The organism is Escherichia sp. E1130 (assembly GCF_005781065.1).
Classification (GTDB): domain Bacteria; phylum Pseudomonadota; class Gammaproteobacteria; order Enterobacterales; family Enterobacteriaceae; genus Escherichia.
The window spans coordinates 201,249-218,963 of record NZ_VATL01000012.1 but is presented as its reverse complement, the minus strand read 5'-3'; the positions used below and the strand labels follow the sequence as shown (position 1 = coordinate 218,963).

15 protein-coding genes are annotated in these 17,715 nt (G+C 53.2%); 7 read left to right on the top strand and 8 right to left on the bottom strand.

The genetic code is table 11. The features are described from left to right. Nucleotides 1-114 precede the first annotated feature (114 nt). The 5 genes from FEK66_RS11750 to FEK66_RS11730 all read left to right on the top strand — a co-directional run bounded on the left by FEK66_RS11750 (nucleotide 115) and on the right by FEK66_RS11730 (nucleotide 7,204). Complete coding sequence (locus tag FEK66_RS11750; protein ID WP_001313986.1) at nucleotides 115-1,203, top strand: MoxR family ATPase; 1,089 nt, start codon at nucleotides 115-117, stop codon at nucleotides 1,201-1,203. 9 nt (nucleotides 1,204-1,212) lie between these two features. Continuing rightward, nucleotides 1,213-3,492 carry a DUF5682 family protein gene (locus FEK66_RS11745; RefSeq protein WP_135494503.1) on the top strand — a complete coding sequence of 760 codons (2,280 nt, stop codon included), beginning with the start codon at nucleotides 1,213-1,215 and terminating at the stop codon, nucleotides 3,490-3,492. Then, nucleotides 3,485-4,621 carry a VWA domain-containing protein gene (locus FEK66_RS11740; protein WP_135494505.1) on the top strand — a complete coding sequence of 379 codons (1,137 nt, stop codon included), beginning with the start codon at nucleotides 3,485-3,487 and terminating at the stop codon, nucleotides 4,619-4,621. Before FEK66_RS11745 ends, FEK66_RS11740 begins: the two co-directional genes overlap by 8 nt. Continuing rightward, complete coding sequence (locus FEK66_RS11735; RefSeq protein ID WP_135494507.1) at nucleotides 4,618-6,609, top strand: SWIM zinc finger family protein; 1,992 nt, start codon at nucleotides 4,618-4,620, stop codon at nucleotides 6,607-6,609. Before FEK66_RS11740 ends, FEK66_RS11735 begins: the two co-directional genes overlap by 4 nt. A gap of 133 nt (nucleotides 6,610-6,742) precedes the next feature. Further along, nucleotides 6,743-7,204: a YehR family lipoprotein gene (locus FEK66_RS11730; RefSeq protein ID WP_130207020.1), complete on the top strand. Its 462-nt coding sequence runs from the start codon at nucleotides 6,743-6,745 to the stop codon at nucleotides 7,202-7,204. 40 nt (nucleotides 7,205-7,244) lie between these two features. On the opposite strand, the gene FEK66_RS11725 is transcribed toward FEK66_RS11730, so the two are convergent. The 3 genes from FEK66_RS11725 to btsS are packed head-to-tail and all read right to left on the bottom strand — an operon-like array spanning nucleotide 7,245 to nucleotide 10,163. Then, nucleotides 7,245-7,715 carry a DUF1456 family protein gene (locus FEK66_RS11725; protein WP_130257535.1) on the bottom strand — a complete coding sequence of 157 codons (471 nt, stop codon included), beginning with the start codon at nucleotides 7,713-7,715 and terminating at the stop codon, nucleotides 7,245-7,247. A gap of 46 nt (nucleotides 7,716-7,761) precedes the next feature. Continuing rightward, nucleotides 7,762-8,481, bottom strand: a complete 720-nt coding sequence (gene btsR / locus FEK66_RS11720) for a two-component system response regulator BtsR (RefSeq protein WP_130207024.1) — start codon at nucleotides 8,479-8,481, stop codon at nucleotides 7,762-7,764. Next, on the bottom strand, nucleotides 8,478-10,163 hold the full coding sequence (btsS, locus tag FEK66_RS11715; RefSeq protein WP_135494508.1) for a two-component regulatory system sensor histidine kinase BtsS: 1,686 nt from the start codon (nucleotides 10,161-10,163) through the stop codon (nucleotides 8,478-8,480). The genes btsR and btsS overlap by 4 nt, the downstream gene beginning before the upstream one ends. 221 nt (nucleotides 10,164-10,384) lie before the next feature. On the opposite strand from btsS, the gene mlrA reads away from it, so the two are divergent. After that, nucleotides 10,385-11,116 carry an HTH-type transcriptional regulator MlrA gene (mlrA, locus tag FEK66_RS11710; protein ID WP_130207028.1) on the top strand — a complete coding sequence of 244 codons (732 nt, stop codon included), beginning with the start codon at nucleotides 10,385-10,387 and terminating at the stop codon, nucleotides 11,114-11,116. A 59-nt stretch (nucleotides 11,117-11,175) separates the two neighbouring features. After that, nucleotides 11,176-11,283: a protein YohO gene (locus tag FEK66_RS11705; RefSeq protein WP_001216963.1), complete on the top strand. Its 108-nt coding sequence runs from the start codon at nucleotides 11,176-11,178 to the stop codon at nucleotides 11,281-11,283. On the opposite strand, the gene yehW is transcribed toward FEK66_RS11705, so the two are convergent. The 5 genes from yehW to bglX form a co-directional block, all read right to left on the bottom strand. Then, nucleotides 11,264-11,995, bottom strand: coding sequence for a glycine betaine ABC transporter permease YehW (gene yehW / locus FEK66_RS11700; RefSeq protein ID WP_135494510.1), 732 nt, complete (start codon nucleotides 11,993-11,995; stop codon nucleotides 11,264-11,266). The genes FEK66_RS11705 and yehW overlap by 20 nt on opposite strands. 4 nt (nucleotides 11,996-11,999) lie before the next feature. Continuing rightward, the gene (yehX, locus tag FEK66_RS11695; protein ID WP_130207032.1) at nucleotides 12,000-12,926 is read right to left on the bottom strand and encodes a glycine betaine ABC transporter ATP binding protein YehX; all 927 of its coding nucleotides are present in this window, start codon (nucleotides 12,924-12,926) and stop codon (nucleotides 12,000-12,002) included. After that, a complete protein-coding gene (gene yehY / locus FEK66_RS11690) occupies nucleotides 12,919-14,076 on the bottom strand; it encodes a glycine betaine ABC transporter permease YehY (protein ID WP_135494512.1) in 1,158 nt (385 codons plus the stop codon). Before yehY ends, yehX begins: the two co-directional genes overlap by 8 nt. Nucleotides 14,077-14,082: 6 nt before the next feature. After that, nucleotides 14,083-15,000: a glycine betaine ABC transporter substrate-binding protein OsmF gene (gene osmF / locus FEK66_RS11685; protein ID WP_130207036.1), complete on the bottom strand. Its 918-nt coding sequence runs from the start codon at nucleotides 14,998-15,000 to the stop codon at nucleotides 14,083-14,085. 258 nt (nucleotides 15,001-15,258) lie between these two features. Further along, entirely contained in the window at nucleotides 15,259-17,556 is a 2,298-nt protein-coding gene (gene bglX, locus FEK66_RS11680) for a beta-glucosidase BglX (RefSeq protein ID WP_130207038.1), read from the bottom strand. Nucleotides 17,557-17,715 lie beyond the last annotated feature (159 nt).

The following is a 17,715-nucleotide window of genomic DNA, read 5'->3' as shown; positions in this document are numbered from 1 at the left end:
TTTATTTACTGTGATCTGCTTTCCAGATATTTTCCGCTCACACAACGAATGCGCCAAACATTTATTGCGCGTAAAATATCGTTTATTTTCTTAATACATTTCAGGGATGAATATATGTCACCGCAGAATAATCATCTGCAGCGTCCGCCTGCTGCTGTGTTATACGCCGTTGAACTGGCAAAATTAAAGCAAAATGATAACGCACCTTGCCCGCCCGGTTGGCAGTTAAGTTTGCCTGCAGCCCGTGCTTTTATCCTTGGCGACGAAGCGCAAAATATTAGCCGTAAAGTCGTGATTAGTCCCTCCGCTGTCGAACGTATGTTAGTCACTCTTGCCACCGGACGCGGTTTGATGTTGGTGGGAGAACCCGGCACCGCAAAATCTCTCCTGTCTGAATTACTGGCAACCGCTATTAGCGGCGATGCCGGGTTAACCATCCAGGGCGGCGCATCTACCACCGAAGATCAAATCAAGTACGGCTGGAACTACGCCCTGCTTATCAACCATGGCCCGTCAACGGAAGCGCTGGTCCCTGCCCCGCTTTACCAGGGAATGCGCGACGGCAAAATTGTCCGTTTTGAAGAGATAACGCGTACACCGCTGGAAGTACAAGACTGTCTGTTAGGTATGCTTTCTGACAGGGTAATGACGGTGCCGGAACTCACTGGTGAAGCCAGTCAGCTCTATGCGCGAGAAGGCTTTAATATTATTGCCACTGCCAATACCCGCGATCGCGGCGTCAATGAAATGAGTGCCGCGCTAAAGCGTCGCTTCGATTTTGAAACGGTTTTTCCGATTATGGATTTCGCCCAGGAGCTGGAGCTGGTCGCCAGTGCTTCGGCGCGTTTGCTGGCCCATAGCGGTATTCCGCATAAAGTGCCTGACGCGGTACTGGAGTTACTGGTACGCACTTTCCGCGACTTGCGTGCCAACGGCGAAAAGAAAACGTCAATGGATACACTAACAGCGATTATGTCCACCGCTGAAGCCGTTAACGTGGCCCACGCTGTGGGCGTCCGTGCCTGGTTTTTAGCGAATCGCGCGGGGGAGCCAGCCGACCTGGTGGACTGTATTGCCGGAACCATCGTCAAAGATAACGAAGAAGATCGCGCTCGTCTGCGCCGTTACTTCGAACAGCGTGTCGCCACACATAAAGAAGCTCACTGGCAGGCTTATTATCAAGCCCGCCACCGCCTGCCGTGAGGAAAGAGCATGAGCGAGCCGTTAATTGTCGGTATCCGGCATCATAGTCCGGCCTGCGCCCGGCTGGTGAAATCGTTAATCGAAAGCCAGCGCCCGAGATACGTGTTGATTGAAGGCCCGGCTGATTTTAATGACCGGGTAGACGAACTGTTTTTAGCCCACCAGCTTCCGGTAGCTATTTACAGTTATTGCCAGTATCAGGACGGTGCGGCCCCCGGGCGTGGTGCCTGGACGCCATTTGCTGAATTTTCGCCGGAGTGGCAGGCGCTACAAGCCGCACGTCGTATTCAGGCACAAACTTACTTCATTGATTTGCCTTGCTGGGCGCAAGGTGAAGAAGAGGGCGATTCGCCTGATACGCAAGAGGAAAGCCAGACCTTGCTGCTGCGTGCCACCCGCATGGATAACAGCGACACCCTGTGGGATCACTTGTTCGAAGATGAAAGCCAGCAAACTGCATTACCCTCTGCACTGGCGCGCTATTTTGCCCAACTGCGGGGCGACTTCCCCGGCGATGCACTCAATCGTCAGCGCGAAGCCTTTATGGCCCGCTGGATTGGATGGGCGATGCAGCAAAACAATGGCGACGTGTTAGTCGTCTGCGGCGGCTGGCACGCTCCTGCACTGGCAAAAATGTGGCGAGAATGTCCGCAGGAAATTAACAAGCCAGAATTGCCCTCGCTGGCAGATGCCGTTACAGGTTGCTATCTCACGCCATACAGTGAAAAGCGCCTTGATGTGCTGGCTGGATACCTTTCCGGTATGCCTGCCCCGGTCTGGCAAAACTGGTGCTGGCAGTGGGGCTTGCGGCAGGCGGGAGAACAACTGCTAAAAACGGTTCTTACCCGTTTGCGCCAGCACCACTTGCCTGCTTCAACCGCTGATATGGCTGCCGCTCATCTGCATGCGATGGCTCTGGCACAGTTGCGTGGTCATACACTACCGTTACGCACTGACTGGCTGGATGCTATAGCAGGATCGCTGATTAAAGAAGCCTTGAACGCGCCGTTGCCGTGGAGCTATCGCGGAGTTATTCATCCCGATACCGATCCGATTCTGGTTACGTTGATAGACACATTAGCGGGTGACGGATTCGGTAAACTTGCCCCCTCCACGCCACAACCGCCTCTGCCAAAAGATGTCACCTGCGAACTGGAACGTACCGGAATCACTCTTCCGACTGAGCTTACCTTAAATCGCTTTACCTCCGATGGGCTGGCACAAAGTCAGGTGTTACATCGGCTGGCAATACTCGAGATTCCCGGCATTGTGCGCCAGCACGGAAGTACGCTGACGCTCGCAGGCAACGGTGAAGAACACTGGAAATTAACCCGCCCGCTTAGCCAACATGCGGCATTGATTGAGGCCGCCTGTTTTGGTGCCACACTCCAGGAAGCCGCACGCAATAAATTAGAAGCCGATATGCTGGACGCGGGTGGAATCGGCAGTATCACCACATGTCTTAGCCAGGCGGCGTTAGCGGGTCTGGCGTCCTTCAGTCAACAATTACTGGAGCAACTCACATTATTAATCGCCCAGGAAAATCAATTTGCCGAAATGGGCCAGGCGCTGGAAGTGCTATATGCCTTATGGCGGCTGGATGAAATTAGCGGTATGCAAGGCGCGCAGATATTACAAACGACGTTATGCGCGGCTATCGATCGCACGCTGTGGCTGTGTGAATCTAACGGAAGACCGGATGAAAAGGAGTTTCACGCTCACCTGCATAGCTGGCAAGCGTTGTGTCATATCCTGCGCGATCTACATAGCGGTGTGCAGCTCCCCGGCGTTTCTCTTTCTGCGGCGGTGACCTTACTGGAGCGCCGCAGTCAGGCGATTCATGCCCCGGCACTGGATCGCGGTGCGGCTCTTGGCGCACTGATGCGTCTGGAACATCCCAACGCCAGTGCCGAAGCGGCGCTGACGATGCTGACGCAGTTATCCCCGGCACAATCCGGCGAGGCGCTGCACGGTTTGCTGGCGCTGGCCCGCCATCAACTGGCCTGTCAGCCTGCATTTATCGCCGGTTTCAGCAGTCATTTAAATCAACTAAGTGACGCCGATTTTATCAACGCCCTGCCCGATTTACGCGCGGCGATGGCCTGGCTACCGCCACGAGAACGCGGGACGCTGGCGCATCAGGTGCTTGAGCATTATCAACTGGCGCAACTTCCCGTTTCGGCGCTGCAAATGCCGTTGCATTGCCCACCGCAAGCCATTGCACATCATCAACAACTCGAACAGCAGGCACTGGCATCGCTGCAACACTGGGGAGTTTTCCATGTCTGAACTGAACGCTCTTCTGACCACCCGTGAGCTACAACGCTGGCGATTGATTCTTGGCGAAGCGGCAGAAACGACGCTTTGTGGACTGGATGACAACGCCCGACAAATAGACCACGCGCTGGAGTGGCTGTACGGGCGCGATCCTGAACGGATCCAGCGAGGTGAACGTTCCGGCGGATTAGGTGGCTCAAATCTCACCACGCCTGAGTGGATCAACAGTATTCACACGCTGTTTCCGCAACAGGTAATTGAGCGGCTGGAAAGCGATGCCGTGCTACGCTACGGCATTGAAGATGTGGTGACGAATCTCGACGTGCTGGAACGTATGCAGCCTTCTGAAAGCCTGCTACGCGCCGTTTTGCACACCAATCATCTGATGAATCCTGAAGTGCTGGTTGCCGCCCGCCGGATAGTGCGCCAGGTTGTTGAAGAAATTATGGCGCGACTGGCAAAGGAAGTTCGTCAGGCTTTTTCTGGTGTCCGCGATCGCCGTCGCCGTTCATTTATTCCACTGGCGCGTAATTTCGATTTCAAAAGTACTCTGCGCGCCAACCTGCAACACTGGCACCCACAACACGGCAAGTTGTATATCGAATCCCCCCGCTTTAACAGCCGTATTAAGCGCCACAGTGAACAATGGCAACTGGTCTTACTGGTTGATCAAAGCGGATCGATGGTCGATTCGGTGATCCACTCAGCGGTGATGGCGGCCTGTTTATGGCAGTTACCCGGCATTCGTACCCATCTGGTCGCTTTTGACACCAGCGTGGTTGATCTCACCGCCGACGTTGCCGATCCGGTAGAGTTATTAATGAAAGTACAATTAGGCGGCGGGACCAATATCGCCAGTGCCGTGGAGTATGGTCGGCAACTTATTGAACAACCAGCAAAAAGCATCATTATCCTCGTGAGCGATTTTTATGAAGGGGGTTCATCATCATTGCTGACGCATCAGGTGAAAAAGTGTGTCCAGAGCGGCATCAAAGTGCTGGGACTGGCAGCGCTCGATAGCACCGCAACACCTTGCTATGACCGCGATATGGCCCAGGCGCTGGTTAATGTCGGCGCACAAATAGCCGCGATGACGCCGGGCGAACTGGCTTCATGGCTGGCGGAGAATTTGCAGTCATGAATTCACTACGCCCGGAATTATTAGAACTGACACCACAGGCACTGACGGCGTTAAGCAATGCCGGTTTTGTTAAGCGCAGCCTTAAGGAACTGGAAAATGGCAATGTTCCAGAAATCAGTCATGAGAACGGCGCTTTAATCGCCACCTTCAGTGACGGTGTCCGTACCCAGCTGACGAACGGTCAGGCACTGAAAGAGGCTCAGTGCAGCTGCGGGGCCAGCGGCATGTGCCGCCATCGCGTGATGCTGGTGTTAAGTTATCAACGACTTTGCGCTACCGCCCTGCCCACGGAAAAAGAAGAAGAGTGGGATCCAGCAATCTGGCTGGGAGAGCTGGCAACCCTACCCGATGCCACCCGTAAACGCGCACAGGCGCTGGTCGCTAAAGGCATCACCATTGAGTTGTTCTGTTCGCCAGGAGAGATTCCCTCTGCTCGCTTACCAATGAGTGACGTTCGTTTTTATTCCCGCAGCAGTATTCGCTTCGCGCGCTGTGATTGCATTGAAGGAACACTTTGCGAACATGTCGTGCTGGCGGTACAGGCCTTTGTCCAGGCCAAAGCGCAGCAAACAGAATTTACCCATTTGATCTGGCAGATGCGCAGCGAGCAAGTTGCCGCGAATGATGACCCATTTGCCAGCAACGAGGGCAACGCGTGTCGTCAATATGTTCAGCAATTAAGCCAGGCATTATGGCTTGGCGGTATCAGCCAGCCGCTCATCCATTACGAGGCAGCATTCAACCGCACATTGCAGGCGGCAGAGACCTGCAACTGGCGCTGGGTGAGTGAATCAATACGACAGCTACGGGCAAGCGTTGATGCCTTCCACGCCCGCGCCAGCCACTACCACGCCGGAGAATGCTTGCGTCAGCTTGCGGCGTTAACCAGTCGCTTGAACAGTGCACAAGAAATGGCACGCCGCGACAGTGTTGGTGAAATTCCTCCCATGCCGTGGCGCACGGTGGTTGGCGCAGGCATTGCCGGAGAAGCAAAGCTTGATCATCTGCGGCTGGTGTCTTTAGGTATGCGTTGCTGGCAGGATATTGAGCAGTATGGTTTACGCATCTGGTTTACCGATCCCGACACCGGCAGTATTTTGCACCTTTCGCGCAGTTGGCCGAGAAACGAACAGGAAAACTCACCGGCAGCCACACGTCGGCTGTTTAGTTTTCAGGCTGGCGCACTGGCAGGTGGGCAAATTGTTTCACAAGCCGCGCGTCGCAGTGCCGAAGGCGAGCTGCTGTTAGCTACCCGCAACCGCTTAAGCAGTGTTGTCCCACTGTCGCCCGATGCCTGGCAAATGCTGAGTGCGCCGTTGCGCCAGCCCGGCATTGAAGCTTTACGGGAATACTTACACCAGCGCCCGCCAGTCTGCGTCCGGCCGCTTAACCAGGTGGATAATTTATTTATTCTGCCGGTGGCGGAGTGTATTTCGCTGGGATGGGACAGCAGCCGCCAGACGCTGGATGCGCAGGTGATTAGCGGCGAAGGTGAAAATAATGTGCTGACGTTATCGCTGCCAGCCTCTGCCTGTGCCCCCTTTGCGGTTGAACGCATGGCGGCGCTTTTGCAGCAGACGGATGATCCCGTGAATCTGGTTTCTGGGTTTGTCCGTTTTGTCGACGGGCAGTTAACGCTGGAGCCGCGGGTAATGATGACGCTAACCCGCGCCTGGGCGCTGGACGCTGAAACTGCGCCTGTTGCAGCACTACCTTCTGCCAACGTTCTTCCTGCGCCATCCACCGCGCATCAGTTGCTGATGCGCTGCCAGACATTGCTCATTCAACTGCTACATAACGGTTGGCACTATCAGGAACAAAGCGCTATTGGTCAGGCCGAATTGCTGGCGAATGAACTTTCCGCAGTGGGTTTTTATCGGCTGGCGCATGTGTTGGCACAATTGCGTAACCCGGAATGCGATTCAAGGGTAGAAGCATTGAATAACTGTGTTTTACTTTGCGAGCAGTTATTACTGATGCTTGAGTAACAAGGAGGGAAAGATGCTTTTTATTAAGAGTTCTACTCCATTTCCGGACTGCTCAAAACAAGGTATAAAGCATATTCTATAGCGCCCTGGTGAGAGTCACCAGTTTCCTGATTTTGATAAAATGGAGTTTTACATGAAGGCTTTCAACAAGCTGTTTTCCCTCGTTGTTGCATCTGTTCTGGTTTTCTCTCTCGCAGGCTGCGGTGACAAAGAAGAATCTAAGAAATTTAGCGCTAACCTGAACGGTACTGAAATTGCCATTACTTATGTCTACAAAGGCGACAAAGTGATTAAGCAATCTTCAGAAACCAAAATTCAGTTTGCAACCATTGGTGCAACCACCAAAGAAGATGCAGCTAAGAAACTTGAGCCATTAAGCGCCAAATACAAAAACATTCCGGGCGTTGAAGAAAAATTAACCTATACCGATACTTACGCGCAGGAAAATGTAAATATCGATATGGAAAAAGTTGATCTGAAAGCCCTGCAGGGCATTTCCGGTATCAAGATGGGTGATGAAGATACCAGCAAAGGTGTCAGCATGAAGCAGATTGAACTGGTCATGGCTGCTGCTGGTTTTAAAGAAGTGAAATAATCTGTCGGCGGCCATGTTCTTGCATGGCCGCCATCTCGCCTTAGCTTTTCTTCACATGCTGGCGCGCTGCCAGTCCACGCAGAAAATAACGCAAGAATTGATCGCCGCATTCGCGGAAGTTTTTATGATCCGGGGCACGCATCATTGCAGTAATTTCCGGCATGGAAACGCGGAACTGCTGTTCGGTCAGGATCGCCAGAATGTCATCGGTTTTAAGCGAAAACGCGATGCGTAATTTTTTCAGCACGATGTTGTTATTAATGCGACGTTCCGGCTCCAGTGCCGGAGCAGACTCATCCTTGCCGCGTTTTTCGTAAATCAAACCATTCAGGAATGAAGACAAAACAATGTCCGGACAACGCTGAAAACCCTCTTCGTCTTCTTTACGTAGCCAGACGGCGATCTGTTCCGCGGTGGCTTCAACATTAGCCAGCGCCAGGATACGCACCAGATCATTATTGTTGGCTTTCAAAATGTAGCGCACGCTGCGCAGAATATCGTTACTTAGCATGAGGCCTTCGGGTGTTAATGAGGCAAAAAGCCATTTTAGCAGTCTTTTACAGGCCAATCGCCTCTTTTAAACTTTTCAGATAACGGCGGCTGACAGGGACGGTTAATCCATTACGCAAAATCAACTCAGCCTGACCGTTATCTTCCAGGCGAATCTCCTGTAAATGCGCGAGGTTAACCAGATACTGTCGATGGCAGCGCAGTAGCGGTGTGCGGCTCTCCAGCGTGCGCAAAGTTAATTCTGTGAAGCCCTCTTTCCCTTCCTGGCTGATAACGTAAACACCGCTCATTCGACTACTAACAAACGCCACGTCTTTCATTTGCAGCAAATAAATACGACTATGACCGGTACAAGGGATAAATTTCAGCGCCTGCTGATTTTCCGGTAACAGTGAAACATCCTGCTTGCTGCGCTCCTGTCGCAAACGCACCAGTGTTTTCTCCAGCCGCGCTTCATCAATCGGCTTCAATAGATAATCAAAGGCATGTTCTTCAAAGGCTTTTATAGCGTATTCGTCAAACGCGGTGAGAAAAACAATATATGGGCGATGTTCCGGGTCAAGCATGCCCACCATTTCCAGACCGCTGATACGCGGCATCTGGATATCGAGAAACAGCACATCCGGGCGCAGTTTATGCACCGCGCCGATCCCTTCTACGGCGTTTGAACATTCGCCGACAATTTCAATATCACTCTGCTCCTGCAGAAACACACGCAGGTTTTCCCGAGCTAACGGTTCATCATCAACAATTAAGACTTTAATCATGCCTCATCCCTCCATGGCAGTCGTAACGTTATTCGGGTGTAACTATCAGGCTCACAGGCGACGCTTATCCCGTAGTCATCGCCAAACCGTTCACGTAAACGCTTATCCACCAGATTCATCCCCAGCCCGCTGGGATTGGTTGCCGGTTGATACAAACCGGCATTGTCTTCGATCTCCAGCATTAAATGTTGCCCATCACGTCGGGCGCTAATTGCCACTCTCCCCGTATCCAGGAGTTGTGATGTCCCATGTTTAATGGCGTTTTCCACTATCGGTTGTAGGGTAAACGCGGGCAATTGCTGCTGAGATAACGCCTCCGGAATAGAAATGTTGACCTGCAACCGAGACTGGAAGCGCGCCTTTTCAATTTGCAGATAAGCATTCACATGTTCAATTTCGTCGGCGAGAGTAACAAACTCCGAAGGCCGCTTTAAGTTTTTGCGGAAAAAAGTGGAAAGATACTGCACCAGTTGACTGGCCTGTTCGCTGTCACGGCGGATCACGGCTTTGATGGTGTTAAGCGCATTAAACAAAAAATGGGGATTGACCTGGGCGTGAAGCAGTTTGATCTCTGACTGGGTGAGCATCGCTTTTTGCCGCTCATACTGCCCGGCGAGGATCTGCGCCGAAAGCAGTTGTGCAATCCCCTCCCCCAGCGTGCGGTTGATCGAGCTGAACAGCCGATTTTTAGCTTCATACAATTTGATGGTACCCATCACCCGCTGATTTTCACCACGCAGAGGGATCACCAGCGTTGAGCCTAACTTGCACTGCGGATGCAAAGAGCAACGATAGGGCACTTCGTTGCCATCGGCGTAAACCACTTCTCCGGTTTCAATGGCTTTTAAGGTATAAGCCGAAGAAATCGGTTTGCCGGGTAAATGATGGTCGTCACCAATACCAGTAAAAGCCAACAGTTTCTCGCGATCGGTAATCGCTACCGCGCCAATATCCAGCTCCTGATACAGCACCTGGGCCACCTTCATGCTGTTCACTTCGTTAAAGCCCTGGCGCAAAATGCCTTCCGTCGAGGCCGCAACTTTCAGCGCGGTAGCGGAAAAAGCCGAGGTGTATTTTTCAAACATCGCGCGCTTATCGAGCAAAATGCGCATAAACAGCGCCGCGCCCACGGTGTTGGTTACCATCATCGGCGCAGCGATATTACTCACCAGACGCACCGCATCTTCATAAGGCCGGGCAATCGCCAGGATGATCAGCATTTGCACCATTTCCGCGACGAACGTGACGGCACCAGCGGTAATGGGGTTAAAGACTTTATCGGTACGCCCGCGGCGGATCAGGATGCTATGTACCAGCCCGCCGAGCAATCCTTCGACGATCGTCGAGATCATGCAACTCAGCGCGGTCATGCCCCCCATTGAGTATCGATGTAATCCTCCGGTCAACCCAACCAACCCGCCTACGACTGGGCCGCCGAGTAAGCCGCCCATCACCGCGCCAATCGCTCGCGTATTAGCAATCGAGTCGTCGATGTGTAACCCGAACCAGGTGCCCATGATGCAGAAGATGGAAAAGACGATATAGCAGAGAAATTTATGCGGCAGACGAACAGTGACCTGCATTAACGGTATGAATAATGGCGTTTTACTCATCAACCACGCAATAACCAGAAAAACGCACATCTGCTGAAGCAGCAGCAACACCAGATTAAAATCGTACATACCCGCAAACCACACGTCCCTTTAAAACGCGTAACATACATTGCTCGCGTTCAACTTTCTTTGAACTGTTGCAGAAAAATGAAAAATCGTGAGTACGATCACTCAAAACAACCTGGCAAAAACAAAATCATCCTAATCGAGATCAAAAAACGGCCAAAACTACCTGGTTCATAAAAGAACGTCTACAGTTATGCTGGGACCTCGCAAGCAAGGGTGGGACGATGGCGCTTTACACGATTGGTGAAGTGGCGTTGCTTTGTGATATCAACCCTGTCACGTTACGCGCGTGGCAGAGGCGTTATGGGCTGTTAAAACCGCAGCGCACAGACGGCGGTCATCGCCTGTTCAACGATGCCGATATCGACCGGATCCGGGAGATCAAACGCTGGATCGACAACGGTGTGCAGGTCAGCAAAGTTAAAATGCTACTCAGTAATGAGAATGTTGATGTGCAGAACGGCTGGCGCGATCAGCAAGAAACTCTGCTTAGTTACCTGCAAAGTGGCAACCTGCAAAGTCTGCGAATGTGGATCAAAGAGCGTGGTCAGGATTATCCCGCCCAGACGCTCACCACACATCTGTTCATTCCTCTGCGCCGACGGCTTCAGTGCCAACAACCGACTCTCCAGGCACTGCTGGCGATTCTGGACGGCGTACTGATCAACTACATCGCCATTTGCCTGGCTTCGGCACGTAAAAAACAGGGCAAAGATGCGCTGGTGGTTGGCTGGAATATTCAGGATACCACTCGTCTGTGGCTGGAGGGCTGGATTGCCAGTCAACAAGGATGGCGCATTGATGTCCTCGCCCACTCGCTCAATCAACTACGCCCTGAACTGTTCGAAGGCCGTACATTGCTGGTGTGGTGCGGCGAAAATCGAACCTCCGCCCAACAGCAGCAACTCACCAGTTGGCAGGAACAAGGGCATGATATTTTCTCACTCGGCATTTAATGATTCGTTAACAAATGCGCTTTACTGTACAATCCTTTCGTTAACATAAGGAGTGCATTATGCGCATAGCTAAAATTGGGGTTATCGCCCTGTTCCTGTTTATGGCGTTAGGCGGTATCGGTGGCGTAATGCTCGCAGGTTATACCTTTATTTTGCGTGCTGGCTAAGCGCCTGCACCAGCCGTTCAAACAGGCGGTCTACGATGATCGCCGCCAGTGCCACCAGTAACGCCCCCTGAATCACATACGCGGTATTAAATCCGCTAAGCCCGATGATGATGGGCGTACCCAGCGTACTGGCCCCAACCGTTGAGGCAATGGTCGCCGTGCCAATGTTGATAATTACTGAAGTCCGCACGCCTGCCAGAATCACCGGCGAAGCCAGCGGTAACTCGACTTTGCGCAGTCGCTGACTACGGCTCATTCCCATGCCTTTGGCAACTTCGGTCACGCTGGCATCAATCGATCCCAACCCGGCAAGTGTCGCCTGCAAGATGGGTAGCACGCCGTAAAGGATCAGCGCGATAATCGCCGGTTGCTGACCAAAGCCGATTACTGGAACGGCAATCGCCAGCACCGCGACGGGCGGAAAAGTCTGCCCAACGGCGGCAATAGTTTCCACCATCGGGCGAAATTCCGCGCCCCACGGGCGAGTGACAGCAATTCCAGCACCAGTGCCAATGATCACCGCAAATAAACTCGAAATTCCCACCAACCAGAAATGAGCCAGTGCCAGAGCTGCAAAACTTTCTTGTTGATAAACGGGTCGTGGCAGTTGTGGGAACAAGGCAGCAAACAGCGGCTGGCTGTAAGGCAGCCAGAAGATCAGCGCCACAAACAGAGCAATGAGCCAGAACAGCGGATCGCGCAACATCTTCATACGCTTACGCCTCCACCAGCAGATCCTGAAAATGCAGCGTGCCGCAAGGCTGGCCCTGCGTGTTGACCACCGGCAGCACTTCGCATCCCCGCGCAACAAACAGGGAGAGCGCATCGCGTAGCGTCATCTCTTCTGCCAGCGCCTCACCTTCAGCCCGTTCTTCGCGGCGCACGTAATCCGCTACGCTACGCAATGACAACAGACGCACACCCAGTTCGCTGCGCCCAAAAAACTGGCGGACAAAATCGTTTGCCGGACGAGTCAGCATCGCCAGCGGATTGCCCTGCTGCACCACTTCACCGTGATCCATTAACACCAGATGTTCTGCCAGCCGTAGTGCTTCATCAATATCATGAGTGACCAGCACAATGGTGCGCCCCAGCAAACGGTGAATGCGCGTCATCTCTTGTTGCAACGCGCCGCGCGTTACCGGGTCCAGCGCGCCAAAGGGTTCATCCATCAGTAAGACTTGCGGATCGGCAGCCAACGCGCGCGCCACCCCCACACGTTGCTGTTGACCGCCGGAAAGCTGGTGCGGATAACGCTCACGCAAATTCGGTTCCAGCCCCAGTAACGCCATTAGTTCGTCGATACGATCGTCAATCCGCGCCCGCGACCATTTTTGTAATTGCGGCACGGTGGCGATGTTTTGCGCCACGCTCCAGTGGGGAAACAGGCCAATAGATTGAATGGCATAGCCCATCCGGCGGCGCAGCTCCAGCACTGGCAGCGAGCGAATTTCTTCTCCGGCAAAGCGGATCACTCCGCTGTCATGCTCCACCAGGCGGTTAATCATTTTCAGGGTGGTGGATTTACCGGAGCCAGATGTACCGATCAGCACCGAAAAACTCCCTTCCTGAAAATTGAGATTGAGATCGTTAACGGCTTTTTGTGCGCCAAACAGTTTGCTGACATGGCTAAATTCAATCATTACGTTTCACCTTCAGCAGTGCGATAAGCAAATCGAACAGCGCGTCGATCAGCACCGCCAGAACAATTACCGGGATCACCCCCAGCAACACTAAATCAATGGCACTGCTTAGCAGCCCCTGGAAAACCAACGCCCCAAAGCCACCCGCACCAATTAACGCCGCAATCACCGCCATACCGACGGTCTGCACCATCACCACCCGCAGGCTGCGCAGAAATACTGGCATCGCCAGCGGTAACTGAACATGCAGGAATCGCTGCGCCCCGCTCATGCCCATCGCTGTGGCGCTCTCCAGCACATCACGCGGGATCTGGTTCAAGCCGACTACCACGCCGCGCACCAGAGGCAGCAAAGCATAGAGCACCAGCGCTATCAGTGCTGGCGTCATGCCTGTTCCTGCCACACCAAGCGTACCCAGCCACGGAAAGGCAGTAACCAGCGCGGCAAGCGGCGCAATCAACAGGCCAAAAAGCGCCACCGAAGGCACGGTCTGAATGACATTGAGCAGAGAAAAAATCGCCCCCTGCCGCGCAGTGGAAAAGTAGCACCAGACGCCCAGCGGCACGCCAATCACTAACGCAGGCAGCACCGCACCAAACAGCAACGTCAGATGTTGTGCCAGCGCGTCGTCAAACACATCCTGACGGTTGGCGTATTCTTTCATTAGCGAGAGATCGTTAAGTGTACCGGAGAACAGTAACCAGAGCGGAATGATGGCAATCTGCATATGCAACAACCAGCGCCACAGCGGATGCGTGGAAATTCGGCGGATGGCATCGCTACAGGCCAGCAATGCCAGCGCCGCAGCCAGCCAGAAACCACTGCCGAGGCTGGTTCGCGCCAGCGCACTGCCATTTTGCGCCAGTTGTGTCGCCGCCTTTCCAGCTCCCCACACCAGCAATACGAAGACGAATTGCGCCAGAATGAGTGCAAAAATGCTGCCTTTTCTACCGGGAATAAAACAGGCAGCCAGCCAGGCGCAACCAACGCCCACCAGCATCCAGATCGTTTGTGGCCACAGTTGCCAGAGATAACGTCCCTCACCAGAGACTAACCTGTTAGGTGCATAGCTGATAAACGGCAGCGCCGCTGCGATTGCCGTCAGCAACAGCAGCAGCGCCAGAACAGGATTAATACGTAGATAAGACACGGGAAATTACTTCGTCCACCCTTTTTGTTTCAGATAGTCGGCAGCCACTTTTTTGGCATCCAGTCCTTCCACAGCAATGCTGGCATTCAGTTTTTGTAACGTTTTTTCATCGAGGCTGGCGAAGACTGGCTGTAGCCACTGTGCCATTTGCGGATACTCTTTCAACACCGACTCACGCACCACTGGTGCAGGTGCGTAGATCGGTTGAACACCCTGCGGATCGCTTAAGGTTTGCAGCCCCAGCGCCGCGACCGGGCCGTCAGTGCCGTAAGCCATCGCCGCATTAACGCCAGAGGTTTGCTGGGCAGCGGCTTTGATCGTCACCGCCGTGTCGCCACCGGCCAGTGACAGCAACTGATCCTGATCGAGTTTAAAGCCATAGGCTTTTTCAAAAGCGGGTAACGCATCGGCGCGTTCGATAAACTCTGCCGAGGCTGCCAGTTTGAAGGTGCCGCCCTCTTTCAGATAACGGCTCAGGTCGGCAAGCGAAGTGAGTTTGTTTTTCTCTGCCACATCCTGGCGCACGGCGATGGTCCAGGTGTTATTCGCAGGTGCGGGCGTCAGCCAGATTAACTTGTTTTGCTCCGCATCGAGCTTTTTGACTTTCTCGTAGCCCTGCCCGGCATTTTTCCACGCTGCATCGTTTTCATCTTTAAAGAAGAAAGCACCATTGCCGGTATATTCCGGATAGATATCCAGTTCGCCGGAAGTAATTGCCCCGCGCACCACGGGTGTCGTTCCCAACTGGACTTTATTCACCGTCGGTACGCCGTGGCTTTCGAGTACCTGCAAGATGATGTTGCCGAGTAGTGCGCCTTCAGTATCGATTTTCGAACCGACTTTAACGGGGGAAGCCGCCTGTAGCGGCAGGCTCACAGCTGCCAACATAACCAGTGAACCCGCCCAGAGCTTTGAGAGTGGCATGATGCTTTCCTCATTCTTTTACTGTTGTTTTCAGCGAATTAAGAGAAAAGCATAGTTGATAATGGCGGGGTTAGCCTGAGCGGAAGGATTCAGTTGCAGAATCAGATAAATACTTAAAGGGCATATCTTGCCCGGTGTATCTTGCCGGATGCGGCGCTACAAAGGGTGAAAATTAAACAAGTTGCAAACACACCCTGTAGGCCTGATAAGCGCAGCGCATCAGGCAAAGGGCGCAAATTTCGCGCCCTTACTAAAGCATTACAGCAACTCAAACTCGCCTTTCTTAACGCGTGCGGAATCAGTGCCGATAAAGACATTGAACTTACCAGGCTCGGCATCATACTTCATCTGCTGATTCCAGAACTTCAGCGCCTCAATATCGATTGGGAAGCTGACGGTCTGAGTTTCGCCCGGTTTCAGGGTGATTTTCTCAAAACCTTTCAGCTGCTTCACCGGACGACTCATGGAAGCCGTCACATCCTGCAGGTACATCTGAATCACCGTTGCCCCTTCGCGTTTTCCGGTGTTCGTCACCTGCACGCTGGCGGTCACTTTACCGTCACGCTTCATGGTCGGCGCAGAAAGTTTCACATCAGAGACGGTAAAAGTGGTGTAGCTCAGACCATAGCCGAACGGATAAAGCGCCCCGTTAGCTTCGTCAAAATAGCGCGAAGTGTATTTGTTCGGCTTGTCGGCATTATACGGACGACCGGTATTCAGATGGCTGTAGTAAACCGGGATCTGCCCGACAGAACGCGGGAAGGACATCGGCAGCTTACCGGACGGGTTGTAATCACCAAACAACACATCGGCAATCGCATTACCCCCTTCCGTACCCGCAAACCAGGTTTCCAGAATCGCGTCGGCCTGCTGATCTTCTTTCACCAACGCCAGCGGGCGACCGTTCATCAGCACCAGCACCAGCGGTTTTCCGGTGGCTTTCAGCGCCGCAATCAAATCGCGCTGGCTTTGCGGAATAGTGATATCGGTCCGGCTGGAGGCTTCGTGCGCCATCCCCTGGGCTTCACCGACCACAGCCACTACCACATCAGATTGTTTCGCCGTCTGCACCGCTTCATCAATCATCTCTTGCGGCGAGCGCGGATCGACTTTGACTGCTTCTTCATACTGATTCAGGAAATCGATAATACCTTTGTCACTGGTAACGTTCGCCCCTTTGGCATACAGCACCTTGCCGTTTTCCCCGACGGCATTTTTAATCCCGGTCAGTACAGTAACGGATTGATCGGCAACACCAGCTGCGGACCAGCTGCCCATCACGTCACGTTTGCTGTCCGCCAGTGGACCAACCACCGCAATGGTTGCCGACTTTTTCAGCGGCAGGGTTTCAAGGCGGTTTTTCAGCAACACCAGGCTTTCGCGCGCTACTTCACGTGCTTCTTTGCGGTGCAGGCGGCTTTCGGCATTGGTATCAACCGGGTCAGACTCTTTCGGACCAAGATGGCTGTATGGGTCGTTAAACAACCCCATATCATATTTAACGTTCAGTACATGGCGGGCAGCGTCGTCCAGCTCTTCCATCGTCACTTTGCCGGACTTGATCAACCCAGGCAGATACTTCGAGTAATACTCGTCACTCATGCTCATGTTGATCCCGGACTTAAGCGCCACGCGCACCGCATCTTCCGGGTCTGCCGCCGTGCCATGTTTAATCAGCTCTTTGATTGCACCGTGATCGGAAACCGTGATGCCTTTAAAGCCCCACTGGTCGCGCAGAACATCTTTCAGCAGCCAAGAATCAGAAGTTGCAGGCGTGCCGTTGAGTGAGTTCAGCGCCACCATCACCGCGCCGCTGCCTGCGTCCAGCCCCGCTTTGTACGGCGGCATATAGTCATTAAACAGGCGCTGCGGGCTCATATCGACGGTGTTGTACTCTTTACCGCCTTCAACCGCACCGTAAGCAGCAAAGTGTTTGACGCTGGTCATCACCGAGTAGCGATCTGCCGGGCTTTTACCCTGCATCGCTTCAACCATGGTTTTACCCATAATTGAGGTGAGATAGGTATCTTCACCAAAACCTTCGGAAGCGCGACCCCAGCGAGGATCGCGCGAGACATCGACCATCGGCGCCCAGGTCATGTTCAGGCCATCGTCCGCCGCTTCATAAGCTGAAACGCGCCCGACGGTTTTCACTGCGTCGAGGTTAAAAGAGGACGCCAGACCGAGGCTAATCGGGAAAACTGTGCGCTGACCGTGCAGCACGTCGTAGGCAAAGAAGAGAGGAATTTTCAGGCGGCTCAGTTCCATCACTTGATCCTGCATGGCGCGGATATCCTGACGGGTTACGGTATTAAAAATCGCTCCAACCTGCCCGTCTTTGATCATCTCGCGGATCGCCTCTTTCGGGTTATCCGGACCAACGCTGATTAAACGCAGCTGACCAATTTTCTCATCAACCGTCATTTTCTTGAGCAGCTCGGTGACGAACGCATCCCGCGCTTCGGGCGTTAATGGATGGTTGCCGAATAAATCATCCGCCAGTGCTGGCTGTAGGGCCAGACTCACCGCGATACCTACTGAACATAGCCATTTCATGTGGATTATTCTTCCTCTGTTGCCCGACGTGGCAGCGAAAATGGTGCAAAAGCGGTAGTTTGCCATAACCCTGATGGAGAGAGAAAAAGAAAGCTCAGTTTATTGTCTGAATTTTCAAAATATTCACTCGCTGAATTGTCATACAAGGCGCTATTCTAG

Coding starts and splice junctions, on each gene's coding strand:
- FEK66_RS11705 (WP_001216963.1), top strand. CDS start 11,176: ATGCGCATAGCTAAAATTGGGGTTATCGCCCTGTTCCTGTTTATGGCG.
- FEK66_RS11730 (WP_130207020.1), top strand. CDS start 6,743: ATGAAGGCTTTCAACAAGCTGTTTTCCCTCGTTGTTGCATCTGTTCTG.
- FEK66_RS11750 (WP_001313986.1), top strand. CDS start 115: ATGTCACCGCAGAATAATCATCTGCAGCGTCCGCCTGCTGCTGTGTTA.
- bglX (WP_130207038.1), bottom strand. CDS start 17,556: ATGAAATGGCTATGTTCAGTAGGTATCGCGGTGAGTCTGGCCCTACAG.
- FEK66_RS11735 (WP_135494507.1), top strand. CDS start 4,618: ATGAATTCACTACGCCCGGAATTATTAGAACTGACACCACAGGCACTG.
- btsS (WP_135494508.1), bottom strand. CDS start 10,163: ATGTACGATTTTAATCTGGTGTTGCTGCTGCTTCAGCAGATGTGCGTT.
- yehW (WP_135494510.1), bottom strand. CDS start 11,995: ATGAAGATGTTGCGCGATCCGCTGTTCTGGCTCATTGCTCTGTTTGTG.
- yehX (WP_130207032.1), bottom strand. CDS start 12,926: ATGATTGAATTTAGCCATGTCAGCAAACTGTTTGGCGCACAAAAAGCC.
- btsR (WP_130207024.1), bottom strand. CDS start 8,481: ATGATTAAAGTCTTAATTGTTGATGATGAACCGTTAGCTCGGGAAAAC.
- osmF (WP_130207036.1), bottom strand. CDS start 15,000: ATGCCACTCTCAAAGCTCTGGGCGGGTTCACTGGTTATGTTGGCAGCT.
- FEK66_RS11725 (WP_130257535.1), bottom strand. CDS start 7,715: ATGCTAAGTAACGATATTCTGCGCAGCGTGCGCTACATTTTGAAAGCC.
- FEK66_RS11745 (WP_135494503.1), top strand. CDS start 1,213: ATGAGCGAGCCGTTAATTGTCGGTATCCGGCATCATAGTCCGGCCTGC.
- FEK66_RS11740 (WP_135494505.1), top strand. CDS start 3,485: ATGTCTGAACTGAACGCTCTTCTGACCACCCGTGAGCTACAACGCTGG.
- mlrA (WP_130207028.1), top strand. CDS start 10,385: ATGGCGCTTTACACGATTGGTGAAGTGGCGTTGCTTTGTGATATCAAC.